The sequence below is a fragment of the Acidaminococcus fermentans genome (assembly GCF_009696675.1).
GTDB lineage: Bacteria > Bacillota > Negativicutes > Acidaminococcales > Acidaminococcaceae > Acidaminococcus.
The window spans coordinates 199644-220137 of record NZ_VULN01000002.1 but is presented as its reverse complement, the minus strand read 5'-3'; the positions used below and the strand labels follow the sequence as shown (position 1 = coordinate 220137).

Here is a 20494-nt window from a genome sequence, read left to right as displayed (position 1 = left end):
TAATCAGACGCAGGCCCATCTTCTGGCGATAGCTTACAAGTAGAGGCCATCTTTCATCCTTCCTTCATGCGAAAGAAGGATCACATTCGGTATTAGCATCCCTTTCGGAATGTTGTCCCCAACCAGAGGGCAGGTTGCCTACGCGTTACTCACCCGTTCGCCACTAAGAACATTCCGAAGAAAGTTCTCCGTTCGACTTGCATGTGTTAAGCACGCCGCCAGCGTTCGTCCTGAGCCAGGATCAAACTCTCCAAAATAGGTATTTTGAAGAGCCTCATGGCTCTCGAAAAACTAGCTTTGATTTTTTAACCTGGTTGTCATCCAGGTGACTCGATCTCATCACTAAAAGTGACTTGACCCGCACATCTGTCAACAATATTCAGTTCTCAAAGTTCGTCTCACTGTCTCAGCGACAGCTTGTTTATTTTATCAAGAAACTTTCATCTTGTCAACAACTTTTTTATTTTCTTTCGAAAACATTCGGCTGTTGAGAAAGTTTCCCGATGTCACTCTCTCTCGAGAATGCTTAATTATAATACCACACTTATGGGAAACCTTCAATTTCGGTATTTAAGTTTATTATTTCGTTATTTAAGTTTATTTACGTATATTTTACTTTTATACCTGTTTTTTACATTCTTTAGCTTCATTTTTTATTTTAATTCGTTTTGTTTATAAAAGAACGTTTAATTGTTCGATACGGTTCGGACAATTAAACGTTCTTTTATTTATTTTATCCAATCATTTGATTTTATTTAACTTGGCTGCCAGTTCTTCCGCAGAGGGATCGTCCCCGGTGCTGGTGATAATAGGCTGCTGTCCCATCATCACTGTATCTCCACTGGCATAGGCTTCCGGCGCGGTCTTGTTGTTGTGATACACCGCAGCCAGATTCCCCATGACAAAATAGGACCGCTCTTTGCTGGACATGGATCCGGTGGCGCTGGGTGTCAGGAACTCTTTCTTGTTCACATAGACCACCCCATCTTTGTCATCCACATGTTTGTTGCTCCAGGCGTTCAGCTTCTTTACGTAGTTTTCCCGCCGTTCCGTACAAGTAGGATGGTCGCTCCAATGGATGTTCATATCCCCGTACTTTTCCAGGAACCGCTGCCATACGGCAGCCGTAGCTCCTGGGTTGTAATTGGTGTGGGTGATGTAATCAAAGGCCAGGTTGTCCGCTTCCCATTCCATGGGTTTGGACAGATGGACGTTCCGGGTATAGGTATACAGCTGACCGATTGCCCCGCTGGCAATCCCTCCGGTTGCCGCATTGGCCATTTCCGCCAGCACTGCAGCATTCAGAGACTTCTTGACGCCCTGGAGAGGATGGTCTTTCTGCCCATGGCCCAGTTCATGGCCGATGACCACAGCAATTTCATCATCCATGGGCATCAGATTGAAGATGCCCCGGTACACATTCACATTGTGCCCAATGGTGCAGTAGGCATTGGCATCATCATTGGGGCTGATGAAGTAGTTGTAGGGTTTCTTGTACACCGTAGGATCCACAGCAGCGATTCCGGCGGTCACATTGCTCATAATGGTATCCAGCCGGCTGTTCAGATACTCATCTTCATCCACCCCTTCTTCCTTCTTCATTTGTTCGAACCATTCCTGACGGCCCTTGTCCGTATTGTTGTAGGTCTTGTAGACCCCCATCACCTTGTCCCTGTACATGGTGCCGGCAATGGCAGTACCCAGTACGTCCACCAGCACCCCGCCGGCTTCCGCCTGCTGCGGAGGGATCACCGTTCCCGTCACGGCTCCCAGGCCCAGCATTCCGGCCAGTGCACACCCCATCAGTCGATTCTTCCACAATTTCATCCCAAGTCACTCCTTTATCCAATATGCCTTTCTCATGGTTTTGCCGGCAGTTTCCCGGTCCCCGTCCCCCTATGGCTCGTTCTCCTGTTATTGTAACCCAAAACAGACAGCCGGACCACTCCCCGTCCGCTGTCTGCTTCAGCTGCCGGGAAGAACGTTTCTTACGTTACACTCCCAGCTTCATATTCAGGTCGATGATCCCCACAGCATAAGGGGCAATTTCATATTGTCCAAAGACAAAATGGATATGTCCTTCCTGGTCCAGATAATAGTTTTCCGGCAATTTTTCCAAGCCCTTGAAATCCTGGAAGAAATAGTGTCCTTTTCCGTAATCTGTATTCCACAGGGCCTTGTTGATCTTGTCCAGGGTAAAGTTCCCTCTCAAGGCCGGTGTCAGGACCTTCTGCCAGGGAACCAGCTTTCCGGTTTCCAGATCAAAGGTCTTCCCCAGTTCCCAACTGGTGGGATGGGCTGCCCTTTCCACAAAATCATAGCCGTAGGTCTGGAAGGAGAGATACCGTTCTCCATGGTAGCTGACTGCAAAATCCACCCGGGAAGTGAGTTTTTCCTCCATGGTATTGGCCTTGTTGTAATTCTCCCGGGAAATTTCCGCCTGTTTTTCAAAATACCGGGTAATTCTCCGGGACACTTCCGGTTTGCCCATGACCCTCACCTGAGGATAGTGGATCAGCAGATCTTTCTCCCGGATGATCCCGCTACGGATCACCACACCGTTCTGGGCATAGACTGCCTGGCCTGGTACATGGCTCTGGAGTTCCTGTTCAATCACATGGTGAGCCGCTTCGGAAGGAGTGACCGACTGAGCCTGGACGGCTCCTGTTCCAATAAAGGCTATGAACCCTGCCAACAGAGCAGTGCCGGCAAAGGCACGGATTTTTTTCTGATCCATCGTACATCTTCCTTTCCCTTTTCTCCATCGACTGTATTATACAAAGACTCTTCCCCTGGTGCAAGACGCATCGCCAAAAGAGCTACTCGTTGAGGGAATAGACCACATGGACGGTTTTCCGGGTAGGTACTGGCCGCCCGGAGGCATCCAGGGCCGGGGAAAAACTCCACTGCCAGGCGCTTTTCAGGGCTGCCCGGTCCAGCCGGTCATACCCGGAGCTCCCTTCCAGCCAGGCGGAGGTCACTTCTCCCCCGGCGCTTACCGCCACCCCCACCAGGGCAGTCCCTTCTTCCCCGGAAGCCCGGGAGGCCTGGGGATAGATTTTGCTGTAGCCGGTGAGGCTGGCATCCCGGCTCCGGTCGCCGGCCTCTTCTCCCCCTCCTTCTCCGCCCCCGCCGGAGGTTCCGGTTCCGCCTTCCGAAGCGCTCTCTCCATTGCCGCTGCCTCCGGTTGTTCCTGTTCCCGGAACTTCTCCGCCGCTCCCCTGGGACGAGCCGCTCCCGGACAAGGTGCTGTCCGCCGTTTCCCCGGAGGAACCGGCCGGTGCCTGGACTTCTCCCTGGTCACTGACCCGGCTGGGGGCTTCCAGCAGCTGTTCCAACAGAGCCTCCCTGGCTGTTTCCCCAGATTCCCGGGATGCCGGTGTTCCCCCGCCAACTGGTTCCCCGAGAACGCCCTGGTTTCCGTTTCCCGTCCCCCGGGTCTTTCCGGAGTTTCCTCCAACCGGCCCCGGCTCTGCCAGATGGACCCGGATGGGTTCCGCCCCTTTGTCCGGCAGGGAACGATGAGCATAGAGCAGGGCTCCTCCGGCGGACAGCAGGACCAGGTGGATCACCAGGGACAGCCGGACATACCGGCTCCACTCAGGCTTTCCCATGGTCTTCTCCTGTGGAGACGGACAGGGAGAAATCTTCCAGGCCCGCCCGTTTCAGTTCTCCCATAATGCCCATGACCCGGCCGTAGCTCACTTCCTTGTCCGCCCGGAGATTCACCGTCTGTCTGGGATTTTCCCGGGCCGCAGCCGCTCCTTCCCGGAGCAGTTCCTCCAGGGTCACCTGATGGTCCTGGAACCAGATGGTCCCGTCCCGGGGCAGGGTCACTTCCACCTGAGCCTTCTGCTGGAGCTGTCCCCGGCCTTCCGGCAGTTCCACCGGCACCCCTTTCTGCTGGGTCATGTACATGGTGCACACAATGAAAAAGATCAGCAGCAGGAACACCATGTCGATCATGGGAGAAATTTGGATGGAGGGCTTTTTGTCCCCTCCGGAACGATGGAGATGGATCATGCCCCCTGCCCTCCCTGGCCGGGCATTTTCCCGGCATTTTCCATAAAGGCGTTGTCCATCTGCTCCACTTCCTCCATCACCGTATTCACCTTCTGGGAGAAATAGGTGTGGAAACAGATGGTGGCAATGGCAATGAGCAGTCCGAACACTGTGGTGATCATGGCTTCCGCCACCCCGGCGGTCACTCCCAGAGGATTTTCCCACCGGTCTCCCAGAGCCTGGAAGGAGGACATCATGCCGGTAATGGTCCCCAGGAGCCCCAGGATGGGGGCCAGGGTCACGATGACGGACAAGTAGTTCAGCCCTTTTTCAAACTGGTTCACCAGCTGCTGGCTCTCCCCCAGGATATAACTTTCCTTTTCCCGGACGGCAGATGGCGCCGTCAGGAGTTTTTTGCCCAGTGCCGCCTGGGCTCCCGGTGTTTCCCAGGTCCCGTCCAGCAGTTCCTGCCATTTTCCCTGCCGGACCTGCCGGCAGAAGGTCCGGGCATAGGCTCTTCCGGAATCTTCCCGGCGGTAAAAAGCCAGCCGTTCCAGGATAATAGTCAGGGATGCCAGAGAACAGAGCAGAAGGGGCCACATGACCACCCCGCCCCGGAGAAAAAATGTCCACCCATGCTGCAGCCAACCAATCATCTAATTATGCCTCCCTGTTTTCCAGTATTGTATTGAGTCTTGCCAGCTCTCTTTTTTGCTGTTCCGGATCCGGACAGATCCGGATTTCCAGTCCCTCTTCTCCCTGCCGGACCTGGAAGGGAACCTGGTAGGCCGCTTCCAGATTTTCCTTCCGGAGCACCTGTTCCGGTGTCCCCTGGGCCAGCAGCTTTCTCTGTCCCAACAGCAGCAGCCGGGTGCAGTACCGGGCCGCCTGGCCGATGTCATGGAGGGACAGGACCACGGTCCGCCCTGCCCGGGCCAGGTGCCGGCTCAGTTCCAGCACGGTGTTTTCATACACCAGATCCAGCTCTGCGGTAGGTTCATCCAGCAGGATCACCGGGGTCTGCTGGATCAGGATCCGGGACAGCAGCACCCGCTGCCGCTGTCCCCCGGAAAGATCCGTCACTGGCCGCTCCTGCAGATTCCCCAGACCGAAGACCTCCAAACAGTCCCGGGCCAGAGCTCTTTCCCGGCTGCCTTCCTGCTGGTGCCAGTCCAGATAGGGATACCGGCCCATGAGCACCACCTGTTCCGCCGTATAGGCAAAGGGCAGTTCCCGGTCCTGGGGCAGATAGCTGACCTTTCGGCTCAGAGCCTGCCGGTTCCAGGATTCCAGAGGTTTTCCTTCCAGTTCCAGGGTCCCGGACTGGAGGGGCAGGATCCCGGCCAGGGTCTTCAGCAGGGTACTCTTCCCTGCCCCGTTGGGGCCGATGAGCCCTACGCACTCTCCCGCTTCCAGGGTGAAATCCAATCCCGTCAGCACCGGTTCCCGGCCATAGCCCAGGCTGCCCTTTTCCATTGCAAATTCCATATCAGTATCCTTTCAGCAGAGGTTCCTGTCCCTGAGGGAACAGGACCTTCCCATAGGCCCCGTTGGCCAGGGCCCGGATGCCGTACACCGCCATGGGAGAGGCATCGTACACGTACCGGTCCGGCAGGGCCACCCGCCGTTCCAGGCCTTTCAGCCCCTGGAGGGCCGGATCGGCGAAGAACTGCTGCTGGAATTTTTCATAGTCCGCCTTTTCCTCTCCATAGGGCAGGGCTACCAGGAAAAAGTCCGGATCCGCCTGGAGGATGGCTTCCCGGGTCAGAGGCTGGCCGTTTTTCAGCCCGGCCCGGCTGAGTCCGTTCCCCACATGGGCCCGGCGGCACAGGTCGTCATACAGGGACCCGGAGCCTCCGTACCGGCTCATGAGGGAAACCAGCAGGCCCACCGGTTCCGGGCCCTGCAGATTCTTCAGGACCCGTTCCGTCTCTTCCAGTTCTCCGTCCATCCGGGCCAGGACCTGTTTCCCGGCTTCCGGCCGATCCAGAGCCCGGGCCATGAGCCCCACATTGTCACGGATTTCCTCCACAGTCACCGGACCCCGGCAGACCACCACAGGGATCCCCATTTCCTCCACTTTCTGGATCAGCCCGGGATCGGACCAGGTGGAAGCCAGGAACAGATCCGGTTTGGTCCGGGCCACGGTTTCCGGAGTCACCTGCCGGAGCACCGGTTCCAGGTCACGGGTTTCTTCCGCAATGAAGGAAATCCCCGGTTCCCGGTCCAGGTAATAAACCCCGGCCAGATGGTCTGCCGGCACCAGGGTCAGCAGGGTCTCATCCAGATGGAGGGAATCCGTCAGGATCTTTTGGGGAGGCCGGGCCAGACGGACCGTCTTTCCCCGTACATCCTCCACCGTATAGCCTCCCTGTTCCGGAGCGGCAGGGCCGCAGCCGGCCGTCAGGAACAGAAACAGGATCCCCAGGATCCGCAGCAGTTTCATAGATCTTCTCCTTCGCAAAAAAAGATGGGGCTGTTGCCCATGCAGCAGCCCCTGGTTCAACTGAAGAAATGGATACGGGCCCGGTTGCCTCCCGGAGCCACATAATACAGATTCCCCATCCGGAGCTTCCCGTCAATCAGTTCAAACTGGGGAGCCACAATGTCGCCCCCGTCGGATTTGATTTCCACATCGCTGAATTTCAGCTGTTTGTACTGGTTGGAAAAAGTCCCCTTGATGGAATTGAATTTGATGATGGCATAAATGCCCTTGCCGGAATAAAAGGATCCGTAGGTGAGGGTAGACCGGCTGTTCCCGTCGCAGAGCATTTTCAGGTCCAGCTGGACCAGCGTCCGGAAGTAGGGAATGTTGGTGGCATCCTCACTGTGGAGATCATGGCCCATGACGCTTACATTGTAGGCTTTGGTATCGATGTTGAACCCGCCCCGGGCGTCGCAGGTCCCTTCAAACACATCCGCCGTCACGTTCTGGGCATCGATGTACCCGTCCGCATACTTGAAGTTCCCTTTCACATTGGTGAACCGCAGTCCCGGCAGGTTCAGCTTGGGCATGTACAGTTCCCCCACGATCACCGGATCCGGCAGTTCCCCGGTTACGGTGGCGCTGGCGGTAACCCGTTCCTTGATGTCCAGGCCGGTGCCCAGGGAGGAAGGATTCAACTCCTTGATCCCCAGTTTCAGGTCGTAGGTGGAAACCTGGGGTTTCAGGTCCACACTGCCCTGGATGTCCACTCCCTTGCCTTCCAGGGTCCCTCCCAGTTCCCCGGTGGAAAAATCAATGGTCAGCTTGTCGCTGCTGTTGTACCGCAGGTCCGCATTCACATCCTGGAAGGCGTGAATCCGCTGTTTGTAGCAGGCAGTCAGTTTGCAGTGGTTCAGCTTCACATGGGCATCCACGTTTTTCAGCTTGATGTCGAATTTTTTCTTCCGGCCCTTCTGCTCAGCCGGTTTGGGTACTTCTGCCGCCCGGATCCCCCGGATATGCATGTTCTCCGTAAAGGTCAGCTGGATTTCCGCCTCATTGAGCTCCAGTTCCTGGATGGTCCGGGTGCTGATCCGTTTCAGCACAATGTCCAGAGGCCGTACCTGGAAGGAGCCGCTGGGGATGAAGACCCGGTTCCCGTCATGGCTGCCCTTCCATTCCAGGTTTTCGAACCGCACATGGCCCATGGGGGTGGCCGTCAGCCGCTCCACGGTAATGGTCCCGTCAAAGAAATGCTGTTTGGCCATTTCCCGGTTGAAAATCTGGGCCGCATGGACACTGGCAATGTAGGCCAGCCACACCAGCACCAGCAGACTGGCCAGGAAGCTCAGCAGGATCCATTTGATTTTCCGGCGGTGCTTCTGGAGAAACCCTTTCAACCTTTTCATGGCTGATTACCGCAGGGCAGAGACCGCTTCCTGCATATCCGGAGCCCCAAAGACGAAGGACCCGGCCACCAGCACGTCAGCCCCGGCGTCCCGGCAGGCTTTGGCAGTTTCCCCGTTGACCCCGCCGTCCACTTCGATGAGCACCTTCAGATTCCGTTCCCGGATCATGGCCTTCAGCCGGCGGATCTTGTCCACGCTGGTGGGGATGAATTTCTGCCCCCCGAACCCCGGGTTCACGCTCATGATCAGGATCATGTCCGCATAAGGAAGGATTTCCTCGATCTGGCACAGGGGCGTGGCCGGATTCAGGGCCACCCCGGCCTGGATGCCCTTGCTGTGGATGGACTGGAGCAGCCGGTGGAGATGATGGGTGGCTTCCGCATGGACACAGATCAGGTCCGCGCCGGCAGCAGCAAAGCTGTCCACATAATTTTCCGGATTCTCCACCATCAGATGGCAGTCAAAGAACATGTCCGTCCGTTTCCGGAGGCATTTCACCACCGGAGCCCCGAAGGTCAGGTTGGGAACGAACTGGCCGTCCATCACATCGATGTGGCACCAGTCGGCACCCGCATCCTGGATGCGGGCCACTTCTTCGGCCAGACAGGAAAAATCGGAAGACAAAATGGAAGGAGCGATGATGGTCATGATTTTTTTCCTCTTTTCTTTGGTTCCGCCAATTCCTGACGGATCGTGCAATAGGAAGCATAACGGCTGGGAGCGATTTCGCCCCGTTCCAGGGCCGCCTTGACTTCACAGTCCGGTTCATGGGTATGGGTGCAGCCGGTGAAGCGGCAACAGCCTTCCCGCTGCCGGATTTCCCGGAACCCGTCGGCGGCATCCTCCATCTGGAGTTCCGCCAGATCGATGTTCCCGAAGCCGGGGGTATCCACAATGTAGCCGCCTCCAAAGGGCAGCAGCTGGGCAAACCGGGTGGTATGCCGGCCCCGGCCGATTTTGCTGCTTACATGGCCGGTTTTCAGGGTCAGGGAAGGATCCAGATGGTTCAGCAGAGTGGATTTCCCGGCCCCGGAAGGTCCCCCGAAGGCCACAATGTGGCCCCGGACCTGTTCCAGGATGGGTTCCAGCCCCATTCCCTCCCGGGCTTCCACCGGATACACCGGATAGCCCAGGGGCTGGTAGACCGCCTGGAACCGTTCCACCAGCCCTTCCGGCGCCAGGTCCCGTTTGTTCAGTACCAGAGCGGCCGGGATTCCGGCCGCTTCCGCCAGGGCCAGCAGCTTGTCCACCAGCAGGAAACTGGGATCCGGGTCACTGCAGGCGAAGACCGCCATAAGGCAGTCCAGATTGGCCACCAGAGGCCGCTGGAGCAGATTCTTCCGGGGCAGCACCTGCCGGATCATCCCTTCGGTGCCCTGGGCTTCCAGTTCCACCCGGTCCCCGGCAGCCATGGTGAACCGTTTCTGCTTCATCCGGCCCTTCACCTTGCAGGTGTACAGGATGCCGTCTTCTCCGGCCACATAGTAGTAGCCGTTGTAGGTCTTGATGATTCTTCCAATGGGATTGCTCACAGAGATTTATCCTCCGCCAGTTCTCCGTTCACGTAAATCTGGACGCTGGCCCCGGACCCCACATTTACGGTCCGGGTGATCCTGGTACCGGGAGCCACCGAATCGGAGAAGATGGTCCGGGTACTGCTGTCATCGGAAACGATGATCTTCACATTCTTGGCGCTGCCGCTGCCGGGAACCGTGTACCCGATGGTCCGGGTGCTGCCCCCGCCGCTGCTGCCGGAGCTGCTCCGGCTCTTCTTTTCTTCTTTTTTGCCGGCGGATACCACCAGGCTCACCGCGCCGCCCCGGTCCATGACGGAGCCGCTGCCGGGATCACTGGACAGGACCGTATCCTTGGCCTGGTCGCTTTCCTGGGTCTGGATGCTGCCGATGGTGAGTCCCACGCTGCTCAGCTGATTCCGGGCTTCTGCCAGGCTCATACCGGCCAGACCGGGCACCACCGTCTGGTTGCCGCTGATGTTCACCACCAGGTCCACACTGGTCCCTTCGCTGACTTTCTGTTTGGGGGCGATGCTCTGGGACAGGACAGTCCCTTTCCCGGCCCCCGCCTCATACTTCACAGTCACGGTGCCCACCTTCAGCTTGGCTTTTTCCAGCATGGTGGTGGCTTCCGCCAGGGTCTTCTTTTTCAGGTCCGGCACCACCCCTGGTTCCGGTCCCTTGCTGACCACCAGCTGGATCTTCCGTCCAGCCTTCACCCGGCTGTGAGCCGCCGGATTCTGCTTGATGATCACCCCCGGAGTGGCAGTGGCATCATAGGCTTCCGTCAGGGTATACCCCAGTTTGTCCTTGGTCAGGATGGCTTCCGCCTCTACAATGGTCTTGCCCTTCAGGTCCGGCACCGTTACATCCCCGCTGGTGTAGCTGAGGATGGCATAGATGACCCCGGACAGGAGTACAATGGCCGCCATGAAAAAGGCCAGAAGCTTCTTTTTCCCGTATTTTTCCAGGAGGGTTTCCGGCTCTTCTTTTTTCTTCGGATCCGGTTTCTCCGGTCCCGCTGCCGGGCTCTTTTCAGCCGCTTCTGCAGTCTGGGGCTTCAGCAGCCCGTCCAGCATGTCGCTTTTGCTGATCACCATGGTCTCGTCGCTGACCGGGTGCTTCCGGGCATCGTTCCAGGTCTCTTCTTCCCCGCCCATATCTCCCAGGAGATGGGTCTGGGCACGCTTCAGATCCGTAAGAAAATCATCGGCGGTGGCATACCGGAGCCGGGGATTCTTGGCCAGGGCCTTGGTGATGATGTTGTCCAGGTAGTAGGGAATGTCCGGATCGTACCGGCGGGCGGATGGAGTGGAGGATTCCAGATGCATCCGGGCCACTTCCAGCGGGGTATCCCCGTCATAGGGCAGCTTCCCGGTGAGCATCTCGAAAAGCACCACACCCAGGGAGTACAGGTCCGACTGGGGGGTCACCGGCTGGCCGGCCGCCTGTTCCGGAGACAGATAGTACACGGAGCCGATCACATTCTTGTCCGTCCCGTTGCTGGGCTGGCCGAAGGCCCGGGCAATGCCGAAATCCGTAATCTTGGGCACCCCTTTGGTGTCGATGAGGATGTTCTGGCTCTTTACATCGCAGTGAACGATGGAATGGTCATGGGCCTGTTTCAAGGCTGAAGCAATGCCGATGGCATACCGGACTGCCGTTTTGTAGTCCAGGGCGCCATTTTCCTGGATCACTTCCTTCAGGGACCGGCCCACCACATATTCCATCACAATATAGTAAATGTCATTTTCATTGCCGCTGTCGTAAATATTGACAATGTTGGGATGGGACAGACAGGCGGCATTGCAGGCTTCCTGGCGGAAACGGGCCACAAACTGCTTGTCCTGGATGAACTGATCCCGGAGGATCTTGATCCCCACATCCCGGTGGAGCACCGTATCATAGCCGTGGAACACCTCGGCCATGCCGCCTCCGCCGATTTTGTCAATGATTTCATAGCGGCCATTGAGCGTTATTCTTCCTTCCATTCTGCAGCCTCCAGATCAATGACAATAAAAGAAATGTTGTCGTCGCCGCCGGCGGTCATGGCCCCGTTCATCAGGCCGTCCGCCAGCCGTTCCAGGTTCCGGTCTCCCAGAATCCGTTCGATTTCCGCTTCCGAGATCATGTTGGTGAGGCCGTCGGAGCAGACCAGCAGCTTCTGGGCCCCGTCCAGGAGGATTTCAAAGGTGTCCACCTGGACCTGGGGATCCACCCCGATGGCCCGGGTGATCATGTGCTTCTGGGCGGAGGCTTCCGCTTCCTTCTGGGTCATCTGCTTCTGCCGGACCAGTTCCGCCACATAGCTGTGGTCGCTGGTCACCTGGCGCAGGATCCCTTCCTGCCACACATAGATCCGGCTGTCTCCCACATGGGCCACAAAAGCGCTGTGGGGATTGGGCAGGTACACCGCCGTCAGGGTGGTGCCCATGCCGGTGAATCCTGCTTTTTCCTGGGAAAGTTCCCAGATTTTCTTGTTGATATTCTGGATGCTCCGTTCCAAAAATGGGAGGATTTCTTTTCTGGAAAGTCCGGACAGGTCCAGACGGCTCAGCTGATGAACCGCTTCATAGCTGGCCACTTCTCCCGCATCCGCACCGCCCATGCCGTCGGCAATGGCATACAGATCCGGTTCCCGTACCAGGATGCTGTCCTCATTGTTGGGACGCACCATGCCCCGGTTGGTCCGGCTCACTGCTATCATTGGTTCTGCGCCTCCTTTAATGCGCTGGCCCGCAGCTGGCCGCAGGCCGCATTGATGTCCTTCCCCATTTCCTTCCGGACCGTCACGTTCAGATGCCGTTTCTTCAGCAGCTGGAAGAAATGGTCCACCGCCCGGTCGCTGGGCCGTTCAAAGCCCTTTTCCGGCACCGGGTTGGCAGGGATCAGGTTGATCACACATTCTTTGTGTTCCAGGGCATCCGCCAGGTTCCGGGCATCTTCCGGCCGGTCGTTGATGCCGGCCAGCAGGATGTATTCGTACATGACCTGACGGCCATTGCTTTTTTCATAGGCATCCGCCGCCTGGATTACTTCCGGGAAAGGATACTTCCGGTTGATGGGCATCAGCCGGTTCCGCAGTTCCATGGAAGCCCCGTGGAGGGAAATGGCCAAGTTGATGTTCCGGCCCTGGGCGGTCAGTTCTTCAATGCCCGGCACCACCCCGCAGGTGGAAACGGTCATGTTCCGGTAGCCGATGCACTGGCCCCGGTCGCTGTGGAGAATGTCCAGAGCCTTGAGCACATGGTCCAGGTTCAGCATGGGTTCCCCACTGCCCATGACCACGATCCGGCTCACCCGTTCTCCCCGGGGCTGGAGCCCGCTCTGGAAGAAATACAGCTGAGCCAGGATTTCCGCCGCCGTCAGGTTCCGGACGAAGCCGTGGAGGCCGCTGGCACAGAAGGCGCAGTTCATGGCGCAGCCCACCTGGGAAGAAAGACAGACGCTGTAGCCATAGTCGTGGTGCATGAGCACCGTTTCCACCGTGGCCCCGTCCGTCAGCTCCAGGAGCACCTTGTGGGTCAGCCCGTCCCGGGATTTGTATTCCTTCAGGACCTTCACCTGGCTGGTGGCAATGGTGTACCGCTCTTCCAGCTGCTGCCGGGCTTCCTTGCTCAGGTTGCTCATCTGGGAAAAGTCCGTGGCCGCCTTTTCATACAGCCAGCGGAACACCTGTTCCGCCCGGAACTTCTTCATGCCCAGTCCGGCCAGTTCTGTCTGGAGTTCTTCCAGGGTCAGGCCCATGATTTCTTTTTTGCACATGGCAGATCTCACTTTCGTTTTTCAAAAAGGCAGAGATAGAATCCGTTGATTCCGTCCCTCTGAGGCAGGATCTGGAGTTCCTCCACTTTTTCTCCGGTCAGGGGATGGGCAAAGGGAACGGAAACAAAATCCGGATGGTTTTCCAGGAACCATTTCCGCACCCGGGTATTTTCATCCTGTTCCAGGGTACAGGTACTGTACAGCAGCCGTCCCCCTGGCTTCACATACCGGGCTCCGTTTTCCAGGATCTTTTTCTGGAGCGGGGGGAACTGGCTGAGGGCCCGTTCCTCTTTGGTCCACCGGGCTTCTGCCCGCCGGTTCAGCACCCCCAGGCCGCTGCAGGGAGCGTCCACCAGCACCCGGTCAGCCGTGTTTTCCCATTCCGGCACAAAGGTTGTCCCGTCCCGTTTTTCCGTCTGGATGCAGTGGATGCCCAGCCGCCGGGCATTCTCCCGGACCAGGGCCAGTTTGTGGTCATACAGATCCAGGGCCAGGATTTCTCCCTGGTCCTCCATTTTCTGGGCCAGATGGGTGGTCTTCCCTCCCGGGGCGCTGCACAGGTCCATCACCCGTTCTCCGGGCTGGGGATCCAGCACCGCCGCATCCAGCATGGAGCTTTCGTCCTGGATATAGATGTCCTCTCCGAACCGGTCCACCAGGGTCTCCAGGGAAGGCAGGCTGTCACAGATCAGCCCGTCCGGGGACCACCGGGAAGGATGGGTTTCGATGCCCTGGGCAGCCAGGCTGGTCTGCAGCGCCTCCCGATTCATTTTCAGGGTATTCACCCGGAAGGAAAAAGTGGGCCGGGCGTTGTCATAGGCACAGAGCTTCACCGCATCTTCCAGTCCATAGCGGAATTTCCACCTCCGGACCAGCCATTCCGGATGGTAATATTCCAAAGCGATCCGTTCCAGCTCATGATCCGGTCCCTGGGGGAATTTCCATTGTTTCCGGGTCCGGGCCAGCTGGCGCAGAGCTCCGTTCACCATTCCTGCCGCTCCCTCATGGACCCATTTCTTGGCCAGTTTCACACTTTCGTTGCAGGCGGCGGAAACCGGGATCCGGTCCAGGTACAGCAGCTGGTAGGCTCCCAGCCGCAAAATCACCAGCACCAGGGGATCCAGCTTCCGCAGGGGCCGGTTCACCACCTTTGACAGATACCAGTCCAGGGTCCCCATGGTCTTTACGGTGCCATAGACCAGTTCCGTGGTCAGGCTCCGGTCAAGGGGCGACAAAGGAGCCCCACGCAGCCCCTGAGCCAGAGCCAGGTTTGCATAGGCTCCCTTGAGAAAGATTTGTTCCAGTATCTGTAATGCCGCTTCCCGCGGATTCTTGCCGATTCTTCTCATTGTTCGTCCTCTTCCAGAATAAATGACCGTATGGCCTCTTCGATTTTCCCCATGTCCGCCCGGGTGTTGAAGCAGGGTCCGTTGGGCCGCTCGTTGAGCACCCCGATTACCGGCAGGGGGAACACGTCCTGGATCCCGCTGGTAAGATCCCGTTCACAGGCCACCGCCAGGATGGCTTTGGGCCGGGCTTTCTTCACCGCCTGCCGGGCCAGGGTCCCTCCGGTGGCAATGGCCACATGGACCCCGTACTTTTGGGACAGGGCCAGCAGCTGGCCCACTCCACAGCGGCCGCACTGGTGGCAGTTGCTGATGTCCCGGGTCACCTTATAGGGGCAGGTATCCAGCTGGATGCAGTGAGGTGTCAGGATCAGCAGCCGGTTGGCCGGGACCCGGATATGCTGGTTCCGGACCAGATGGTTGCTGACTTCAATAAAGGACTGCTCCACCCGCCGTTTGGAAATCCCCATAAGTTTCCCCAGGAACAGGGCCAGAGGATAGAGCAGGTTGATGATGTGCCAGGCCCAGAAATAAAAGAACCGGATGGTGGGAAAGCCCAAAATGGCCAGGACGATGCCCACCACTCCGGAAAAAAGAGCCAGGATCACCACCAGGACGATCCAGCCCACCACCTGGGGCAGCCAGGGATGGATCTGCGCCAGTCCCGGCACCAGCAGCTGCCATAGCCCATAAGCCGCTGCCGCCGCCAGCAGCACCGCCAGAGAGGCCAGTGCCATGAAAAGCCGTTTCTTCGGCCGAAATCCCATGTTCATAATCTATTCCAGTCTGTCTCCCTGTTTCACATGGCCCCCGTTTACGAAGGAGGCTGCCGGCATCCTTTTTTTCCCTTCCGGCTGACATTCCAGGATCTCCAGGGTACCCTGTCCGCAGGCTACCCGGAAACCCTTTCCGTCCGCCTGGAGCACGGTGCCCGGAGCACCCTGGTTGCCTTCTGGCGTGAAGATCCGGCTCTTCCAGAGCTTCAGCCGCTTCCCGTCCGGCAGCAGGGTAAAGGAACCGGGCCAGGGGTCAAAGGCCCGGAACTGGTTGTGGAGAGCTTCCGCCGTTTTGGTCCAGTCCGCCTTTTCCATGTCCCGGGTAATGAGAGAGGCATAGGTGGCCTCTTCTTCCGGCTGAGGTACCGGCTGGAGGGTCCCAGCCGCCAGCTGAGGAATGGTGTCCAGCAGCAGCCGGGCGCCTTTTTCCTTCAGGATGTCATGGAGTTCTCCCTGGGTCATTTCCGGTCCCACCGGCACCGCCACCTTGCTAAGCATGGCGCCGGTATCCATCCCCACGTCCATCTGCATAATGGTGACCCCCGCTTCCTTTTCCCCTTTCAGGATGGCGTAATGGATGGGGGCTGCTCCCCGGTACCGGGGCAGCAGGGAAGCGTGGACGTTGATGCAGCCGTATTGGGGCAGATCCAGCAGGACTTTGGGCAGGAACTGGCCAAAAGCCGCCACCACGATCAGATCCGGACGGATTTTTTCCATCTCTGCCTGGAATTCCGGAGTCTTCACCCGTTCCGGCTGGAGCACCGGCAGATCCCGGGTCAGGGCATATTCCTTCACGGCGCTCATCATCACCTTGTGGCCCCGTCCTTTGGGACGGTCCGGCTGGGTGACCACCGCTGCGATTTCATACTGTCCGGATTCCACCAGGGTCTTCAGGCTGGCCGCGGCAAATTCCGGGGTTCCCATAAATACGATCTTCATTCTTGACCTTCCCTCGGTTTGGCAGAAAGGCTGATGGCCTTGTCAATGAACAGGACCCCTTCCAGATGGTCACATTCGTGCTGGAGGGCACGGGCCAGGAGCCCGTCGGCGGTAAGCCGGTAATGGTCCCCTTTCCGGTCCTGGAAATGGACGGTGATCTGGGCGGCCCGCTTCACTTCCCCTTCGTAGTCGGGGACGCTTAGGCACCCTTCCGAATCCACTGCTTCTCCCACCGGGTCCGTAAGCACCGGGTTCACGAATTCCCGGATGCCGGCCCCGTCGCCGGCGTCAATGACCACCAGCCGTTTGCTGAGGCCGATCTGGGGGGCCGCCAGTCCGCAGCCGTTGGCCGCATACATGGTCTCCGCCATATCCTTCAGCAGCCGGCCCAGTTTTTTATCGAATTTGGTAACAGGAACCGCCTTTTCCCGAAGGATGGGCGCCCCCACTTTTACAATGTCATAGATTGCCATATATCATCGACTCCTATCGCAATTTTTACTCTCTATTATACCATAGGAGATAAAAAAAGGGGGGTGTGAAAAAATTCACACCCCCGGTCGCGGCCCTACACCACACTCATGGGATCCACATCAAAATACACATTGGCCATATTCCTGTATTCGGACTGGCGGAGCCATTCTTTTACCGGCTTCATCCGGGGGCTTTTCAGCAGCACGTTGATCCGGTAGATCTGGTTCACTTTGGCCACGATGGCCGGGAAGGGACCCAGGATCTCCAGGGGATGGCCGGTTTCCAGCTGCCAGGCTTCCAGGGCATTCACCAGTTTCTGGGCTGTGGCCAGGGCCTCCTCTTCCCTTTTGTGATGGACGGTGACCTTCAGCATCCGGGTAAAGGGCGGATACCCCAGTTCCTTCCGCTGGGCCAGCTCCCTTTCGGCAAACCCTTCATAGTCCTGCCGGGCGGCCATCTGGAGAATGGGATTTTCCGCATCATAGGCCTGGAAGATCACCTGCCCCGGCTTCTCTCCCCGTCCTGCCCGGCCGGCGGCCTGGGTCAGCAGGGCAAAGCAGCGCTCTCCGCTGCGGAAATCCGGCAGGTTCAGCTGGGAATCCGCACTCAGGACTCCCACCAGGGTCACATTGGGGATATCATGGCCCTTGGCCACCATCTGAGTCCCCAGGAGCACATTGTAATCCCTCCGGCGGAAGGCCTGGAGGATCTGCTCATGGGCAAACTTTCCGCTGGTGGAATCCTGGTCCATGCGCAGGGGCCGCACCCCCGGGCACAGGTCCCGGATTTCCCGTTCCGCCTTTTCCGTGCCAGTGCCGAAGAACCGGATCCGGGGGCTGCCGCAGTAGGGACATTTGGTGGGCACCGGTTCCGTATGGCCGCAGTAATGGCATTCCATCAGCTGCTCCCGGGCATGGTACACCAGGGACACCGCACAGTTGGGACAGCTGAGGGATTCCCCGCAGTCCCGGCACAGCACAAAGGTGGAAAACCCCCGGCGGTTCAGCAGTACAATGGCCTGCTCCCCGTTCTTCACCACGTCTTCCAGCTTCCTCCGCAGGGCTTCTGACAGCACCGTCCGGTTCCCCTGGCGGAGTTCCTCCCGCATGTCCACAATGGACACCTGGGGCAGGTGACTGCCGGTCTTGGCCCGGTGGGTAAGCCGGAGACGGGTGTAGACCCCCTGTTCCGCCAGATAATAAGACTCCAGGTCCGGGGTGGCGGACCCCAGCACCACCGGCACCTTCCGGTAATGGGCCCGGTACTGGGCCACCAGCCGGGCATGGTAGCTGGGCCGTTCCTCCTGCTTGTAGGTCCCTTCATGCTCTTCATCCATCAGGATCAGTCCCAGGTCTGCAAAGGGACAGAACACCGCGGACCGGACCCCGATCAGCACCCGGGCCTGGCCGGACCGCATCCGGCTCCACACGTCTCCCCGCTCGCTGGGGGAAAGCCGGCTGTGAGCCACCGCCACCCCGGCGCCGAACCAGGCCTTGAACCGTTTCACGATCTGTCCGGTAAGGGCGATTTCCGGCACCAGCACCATTACCTGCTGGCCTGCCCGGAGGGCCCTGGCAGTGAGCCGGAGATAGACTTCCGTCTTGCCGCTGCCGGTGATCCCCTGGAGCAGGAAGGTCCGGGGATCCCGGTTTTCCCGGGCCCGGTCCACTGCCTGGATGGCCGCCTGTTGTTCTTCCGTCAGTTCCAGGGTTTCCTTCCGGGCTTCCAGCCCCTGGTAGCTGTCCCGAAGGACCCGCCGCCGGCCTTCCAGCAGCCAGCCTTTCTGGACCAGGTTCCGGAGCACCGCGGAGGAGATGCCTTTCCCTTCCAGCTCCCCGGCGCTGGCGGTGTTCCCGGACAGCAAAAAGTCCAGGGCAGCCAGCTGGCTTTTGCCCCGGACCTCTCCGTTTTCCCGTGCGGCCAGCCCTTCCGGTGTTGCTGTAAAGGTCCGCTCTGTTTTTTCCCGCAGTTTGTATTTCACATCGTAGGAAAGGACCACCGCCTTTTGGGCAATCAGTCCCTTCAGGGCCGTCTCTCCTCCCGGGAGATTCCGGATGGCCCGCCGGGACTGGGGACCCTTCAGGGTCAGGAAATCGTACAGTTCCTGTTCCTCAGGGGTAAGCCCGGCCACTTCAGGCACTGGGACGTATTTTCCCACTGCCGCCAGGCTTTTCCGGCCCGGGATGAACAGCCGCAGGGCCTCCGCCAGGGTGCACAGGTAGTACTGGGACAGCCAGTAGGCGGTGGCCAGCATTTCACTGTCGAACCAGGGTTCCGTCCCCACCACATCGGCAATGTCCTTCAGTTCCCGGGACAGATCCGGGCTCCGGTCCTCTTCCACAATGAAACCTTCCAGCAGCTGCTGGCCGAAAGGCACCACCACCCGCCAGCCCTGGCCCAGGAAATCCAGGGCCTGGGGCACATGGTAGGTGAACTGCCGAAAAATGTTTTTGGCAGGCAGATTGATGGCAACCTTTGCGTATTCCATCTTATTCCAGTGCTTTTTTCAGCACATCCACTTTATCCAGCCGTTCCCAGGGCAGATCCACATCCGTCCGGCCGAAATGGCCATAGGCAGCGGTCTGGCGGTAAATGGGCCGGCGCAGATCCAGGCTCCGGATGATACCCGCCGGAGTCAGGGAGAAATTCTTTTCGATCAGTTCCACGATCTTTTCTTCCGGAATGGCAGCGGTGCCAAAGGTGTTCACGCTGATGGACACCGGACGGGCCACCCCGATGGCATAGGCCAGCTGGATTTCGCATTTCCTGGCCAGGCCGGCAGCCACCACGTTCTTGGCCACATACCGGGCCGCATAGGCAGCACTCCGGTCCACTTTTGTGGGATCCTTCCCGGAAAAGGCACCGCCTCCGTGACGAGCCATGCCCCCGTAGGTATCCACGATGATTTTCCGCCCGGTGAGGCCGGAATCCCCCTGGGGCCCGCCGATGACGAACCGGCCGGTGGGGTTGATGTGGTAAATGGTCTTTTCATCCAGCAGATCCGCCGGCACCACCGGCCGGATCACCTGTTCCAGGATGTCCTTCCGCAGCTGTTCCATGGTGATTTCCGGGCTGTGCTGGGCAGAAACCACAATGGTGTCCACCCGTACCGGTTTGTCGTCATCATATTCCACGGAGACCTGGGTCTTCCCGTCAGGACGGAGATAAGGCAGGGTGCCGTCCTTCCGGACCTGGGCCAGCCGGCGGGACAGCTTGTGGGCCAGGGAAATGGGCAGGGGCATGTATTCGGGGGTTTCATCGGTGGCATAGCCGAACATCATCCCCTGATCCCCGGCGCCGATTTTTTCTTCTTCTCCCTGAGCGCCCTGTTTGGATTCATCGGATTCATCCACCCCCTGGGCAATGTCCGGGGACTGTTCATCGATGGAGATCAGCACCCCGCAGGTGGCTCCGTCAAAACCATATTTGGCCCGGTCGTAGCCAATGTCGATCACCGTCTGCCGGGCAATCTTGGCAATGTCCACATAGCAGCTGGTGGAAATTTCCCCCACAATATGGATCTGGCCGGTGGCCACCAGGGTTTCGCAGGCAACCCGGGCATCCGGGTCCTGTTCCAGGATGGCATCCAGCACCGCATCAGAGATCTGATCGGCGATTTTGTCAGGATGGCCTTCCGTGACAGATTCAGACGTAAATACTTTCTTCATTATTTCCTCCTTACACAAAAAAAATACTCCCAAAATGAGAGTACCTATGGGACTCTCATCTTACAATCGACAAACCGCATTGCAGGAATTAGCACCGTTGGCCCAGGGCCATGGTTGCTGTGGCTTCACAGGGCCATTCCCTCCGCCACTCTTGATGAGCTGTATTCGATTTTGCT

General features: G+C 58.5%; 19 protein-coding genes, 1 rRNA gene and 1 riboswitch. All 20 genes read right to left on the bottom strand.

What is annotated here, in order from left to right; translation table 11 throughout:
• A 16S ribosomal RNA gene (locus tag FX155_RS02285) occupies window positions 1-257 on the bottom strand; the annotation flags it as partial.
• A 484-nt stretch (window positions 258-741) separates the two neighbouring features.
• Complete coding sequence (locus FX155_RS02280; RefSeq protein ID WP_022487132.1) at window positions 742-1827, bottom strand: M48 family metallopeptidase; 1086 nt, start codon at window positions 1825-1827, stop codon at window positions 742-744.
• A gap of 166 nt (window positions 1828-1993) precedes the next feature.
• Window positions 1994-2737, bottom strand: coding sequence for an RsiV family protein (locus FX155_RS02275; protein WP_022487131.1), 744 nt, complete (start codon window positions 2735-2737; stop codon window positions 1994-1996).
• A gap of 82 nt (window positions 2738-2819) precedes the next feature.
• On the bottom strand, window positions 2820-3614 hold the full coding sequence (locus tag FX155_RS02270) for an energy transducer TonB (protein WP_154487687.1): 795 nt from the start codon (window positions 3612-3614) through the stop codon (window positions 2820-2822).
• Window positions 3601-4023, bottom strand: coding sequence for an ExbD/TolR family protein (locus FX155_RS02265; RefSeq protein WP_022487129.1), 423 nt, complete (start codon window positions 4021-4023; stop codon window positions 3601-3603). Before FX155_RS02265 ends, FX155_RS02270 begins: the two co-directional genes overlap by 14 nt.
• Entirely contained in the window at window positions 4020-4658 is a 639-nt protein-coding gene (locus FX155_RS02260; protein WP_022487128.1) for a MotA/TolQ/ExbB proton channel family protein, read from the bottom strand. Before FX155_RS02260 ends, FX155_RS02265 begins: the two co-directional genes overlap by 4 nt.
• A 4-nt stretch (window positions 4659-4662) precedes the next feature.
• Complete coding sequence (locus FX155_RS02255; RefSeq protein WP_154487686.1) at window positions 4663-5490, bottom strand: ABC transporter ATP-binding protein; 828 nt, start codon at window positions 5488-5490, stop codon at window positions 4663-4665.
• Between the two features lies 1 nt (window position 5491).
• Window positions 5492-6448, bottom strand: a complete 957-nt coding sequence (locus FX155_RS02250; RefSeq protein WP_154487685.1) for an ABC transporter substrate-binding protein — start codon at window positions 6446-6448, stop codon at window positions 5492-5494.
• Window positions 6449-6504: 56 nt separating this feature from the next.
• Window positions 6505-7836 carry a hypothetical protein gene (locus FX155_RS02245; protein WP_022487125.1) on the bottom strand — a complete coding sequence of 444 codons (1332 nt, stop codon included), beginning with the start codon at window positions 7834-7836 and terminating at the stop codon, window positions 6505-6507.
• Between the two features lie 6 nt (window positions 7837-7842).
• Window positions 7843-8484, bottom strand: a complete 642-nt coding sequence (gene rpe, locus FX155_RS02240) for a ribulose-phosphate 3-epimerase (protein WP_022487124.1) — start codon at window positions 8482-8484, stop codon at window positions 7843-7845.
• Entirely contained in the window at window positions 8481-9368 is an 888-nt protein-coding gene (rsgA, locus tag FX155_RS02235) for a ribosome small subunit-dependent GTPase A (RefSeq protein ID WP_022487123.1), read from the bottom strand. Before rsgA ends, rpe begins: the two co-directional genes overlap by 4 nt.
• Entirely contained in the window at window positions 9365-11341 is a 1977-nt protein-coding gene (gene pknB / locus FX155_RS02230) for a Stk1 family PASTA domain-containing Ser/Thr kinase (RefSeq protein ID WP_022487122.1), read from the bottom strand. Before pknB ends, rsgA begins: the two co-directional genes overlap by 4 nt.
• Window positions 11326-12057: a Stp1/IreP family PP2C-type Ser/Thr phosphatase gene (locus tag FX155_RS02225; RefSeq protein WP_154487684.1), complete on the bottom strand. Its 732-nt coding sequence runs from the start codon at window positions 12055-12057 to the stop codon at window positions 11326-11328. The genes pknB and FX155_RS02225 overlap by 16 nt, the downstream gene beginning before the upstream one ends.
• Window positions 12054-13115 (bottom strand): 23S rRNA (adenine(2503)-C(2))-methyltransferase RlmN, encoded by a 1062-nt coding sequence (gene rlmN / locus FX155_RS02220; RefSeq protein WP_022487120.1) that lies wholly within the window; start codon window positions 13113-13115, stop codon window positions 12054-12056. Before rlmN ends, FX155_RS02225 begins: the two co-directional genes overlap by 4 nt.
• 8 nt (window positions 13116-13123) lie before the next feature.
• Window positions 13124-14464, bottom strand: a complete 1341-nt coding sequence (gene rsmB / locus FX155_RS02215; protein WP_154487683.1) for a 16S rRNA (cytosine(967)-C(5))-methyltransferase RsmB — start codon at window positions 14462-14464, stop codon at window positions 13124-13126.
• Window positions 14461-15234: a DUF116 domain-containing protein gene (locus tag FX155_RS02210; RefSeq protein WP_022487118.1), complete on the bottom strand. Its 774-nt coding sequence runs from the start codon at window positions 15232-15234 to the stop codon at window positions 14461-14463. The genes rsmB and FX155_RS02210 overlap by 4 nt, the downstream gene beginning before the upstream one ends.
• A 3-nt stretch (window positions 15235-15237) precedes the next feature.
• On the bottom strand, window positions 15238-16176 hold the full coding sequence (gene fmt / locus FX155_RS02205) for a methionyl-tRNA formyltransferase (protein WP_154487682.1): 939 nt from the start codon (window positions 16174-16176) through the stop codon (window positions 15238-15240).
• Complete coding sequence (gene def, locus FX155_RS02200) at window positions 16173-16649, bottom strand: peptide deformylase (protein ID WP_154487681.1); 477 nt, start codon at window positions 16647-16649, stop codon at window positions 16173-16175. Before def ends, fmt begins: the two co-directional genes overlap by 4 nt.
• Window positions 16650-16744: 95 nt before the next feature.
• A complete protein-coding gene (gene priA, locus FX155_RS02195) occupies window positions 16745-19138 on the bottom strand; it encodes a primosomal protein N' (protein WP_154487680.1) in 2394 nt (797 codons plus the stop codon).
• 1 nt (window position 19139) lies between these two features.
• A complete protein-coding gene (gene metK, locus FX155_RS02190; RefSeq protein ID WP_022487114.1) occupies window positions 19140-20318 on the bottom strand; it encodes a methionine adenosyltransferase in 1179 nt (392 codons plus the stop codon).
• 52 nt (window positions 20319-20370) lie between these two features.
• A riboswitch (SAM riboswitch) is annotated at window positions 20371-20479 on the bottom strand.
• Between the last annotated feature and the right edge of the window lie 15 nt (window positions 20480-20494).

Excerpts from the sequence above, each read along its gene's own strand:
- FX155_RS02280 (WP_022487132.1), bottom strand. The coding sequence starts at position 1,827 with ATGAAATTGTGGAAGAATCGACTGATGGGGTGTGCACTGGCCGGAATG.
- FX155_RS02275 (WP_022487131.1), bottom strand. The coding sequence starts at position 2,737 with ATGGATCAGAAAAAAATCCGTGCCTTTGCCGGCACTGCTCTGTTGGCA.
- FX155_RS02270 (WP_154487687.1), bottom strand. The coding sequence starts at position 3,614 with ATGGGAAAGCCTGAGTGGAGCCGGTATGTCCGGCTGTCCCTGGTGATC.
- FX155_RS02265 (WP_022487129.1), bottom strand. The coding sequence starts at position 4,023 with ATGATCCATCTCCATCGTTCCGGAGGGGACAAAAAGCCCTCCATCCAA.
- FX155_RS02260 (WP_022487128.1), bottom strand. The coding sequence starts at position 4,658 with ATGATTGGTTGGCTGCAGCATGGGTGGACATTTTTTCTCCGGGGCGGG.
- FX155_RS02255 (WP_154487686.1), bottom strand. The coding sequence starts at position 5,490 with ATGGAATTTGCAATGGAAAAGGGCAGCCTGGGCTATGGCCGGGAACCG.
- FX155_RS02250 (WP_154487685.1), bottom strand. The coding sequence starts at position 6,448 with ATGAAACTGCTGCGGATCCTGGGGATCCTGTTTCTGTTCCTGACGGCC.
- FX155_RS02245 (WP_022487125.1), bottom strand. The coding sequence starts at position 7,836 with ATGAAAAGGTTGAAAGGGTTTCTCCAGAAGCACCGCCGGAAAATCAAA.
- rpe (WP_022487124.1), bottom strand. The coding sequence starts at position 8,484 with ATGACCATCATCGCTCCTTCCATTTTGTCTTCCGATTTTTCCTGTCTG.
- pknB (WP_022487122.1), bottom strand. The coding sequence starts at position 11,341 with ATGGAAGGAAGAATAACGCTCAATGGCCGCTATGAAATCATTGACAAA.
- FX155_RS02225 (WP_154487684.1), bottom strand. The coding sequence starts at position 12,057 with ATGATAGCAGTGAGCCGGACCAACCGGGGCATGGTGCGTCCCAACAAT.
- rlmN (WP_022487120.1), bottom strand. The coding sequence starts at position 13,115 with ATGTGCAAAAAAGAAATCATGGGCCTGACCCTGGAAGAACTCCAGACA.
- rsmB (WP_154487683.1), bottom strand. The coding sequence starts at position 14,464 with ATGAGAAGAATCGGCAAGAATCCGCGGGAAGCGGCATTACAGATACTG.
- FX155_RS02210 (WP_022487118.1), bottom strand. The coding sequence starts at position 15,234 with ATGAACATGGGATTTCGGCCGAAGAAACGGCTTTTCATGGCACTGGCC.
- fmt (WP_154487682.1), bottom strand. The coding sequence starts at position 16,176 with ATGAAGATCGTATTTATGGGAACCCCGGAATTTGCCGCGGCCAGCCTG.
- def (WP_154487681.1), bottom strand. The coding sequence starts at position 16,649 with ATGGCAATCTATGACATTGTAAAAGTGGGGGCGCCCATCCTTCGGGAA.
- priA (WP_154487680.1), bottom strand. The coding sequence starts at position 19,138 with ATGGAATACGCAAAGGTTGCCATCAATCTGCCTGCCAAAAACATTTTT.
- metK (WP_022487114.1), bottom strand. The coding sequence starts at position 20,318 with ATGAAGAAAGTATTTACGTCTGAATCTGTCACGGAAGGCCATCCTGAC.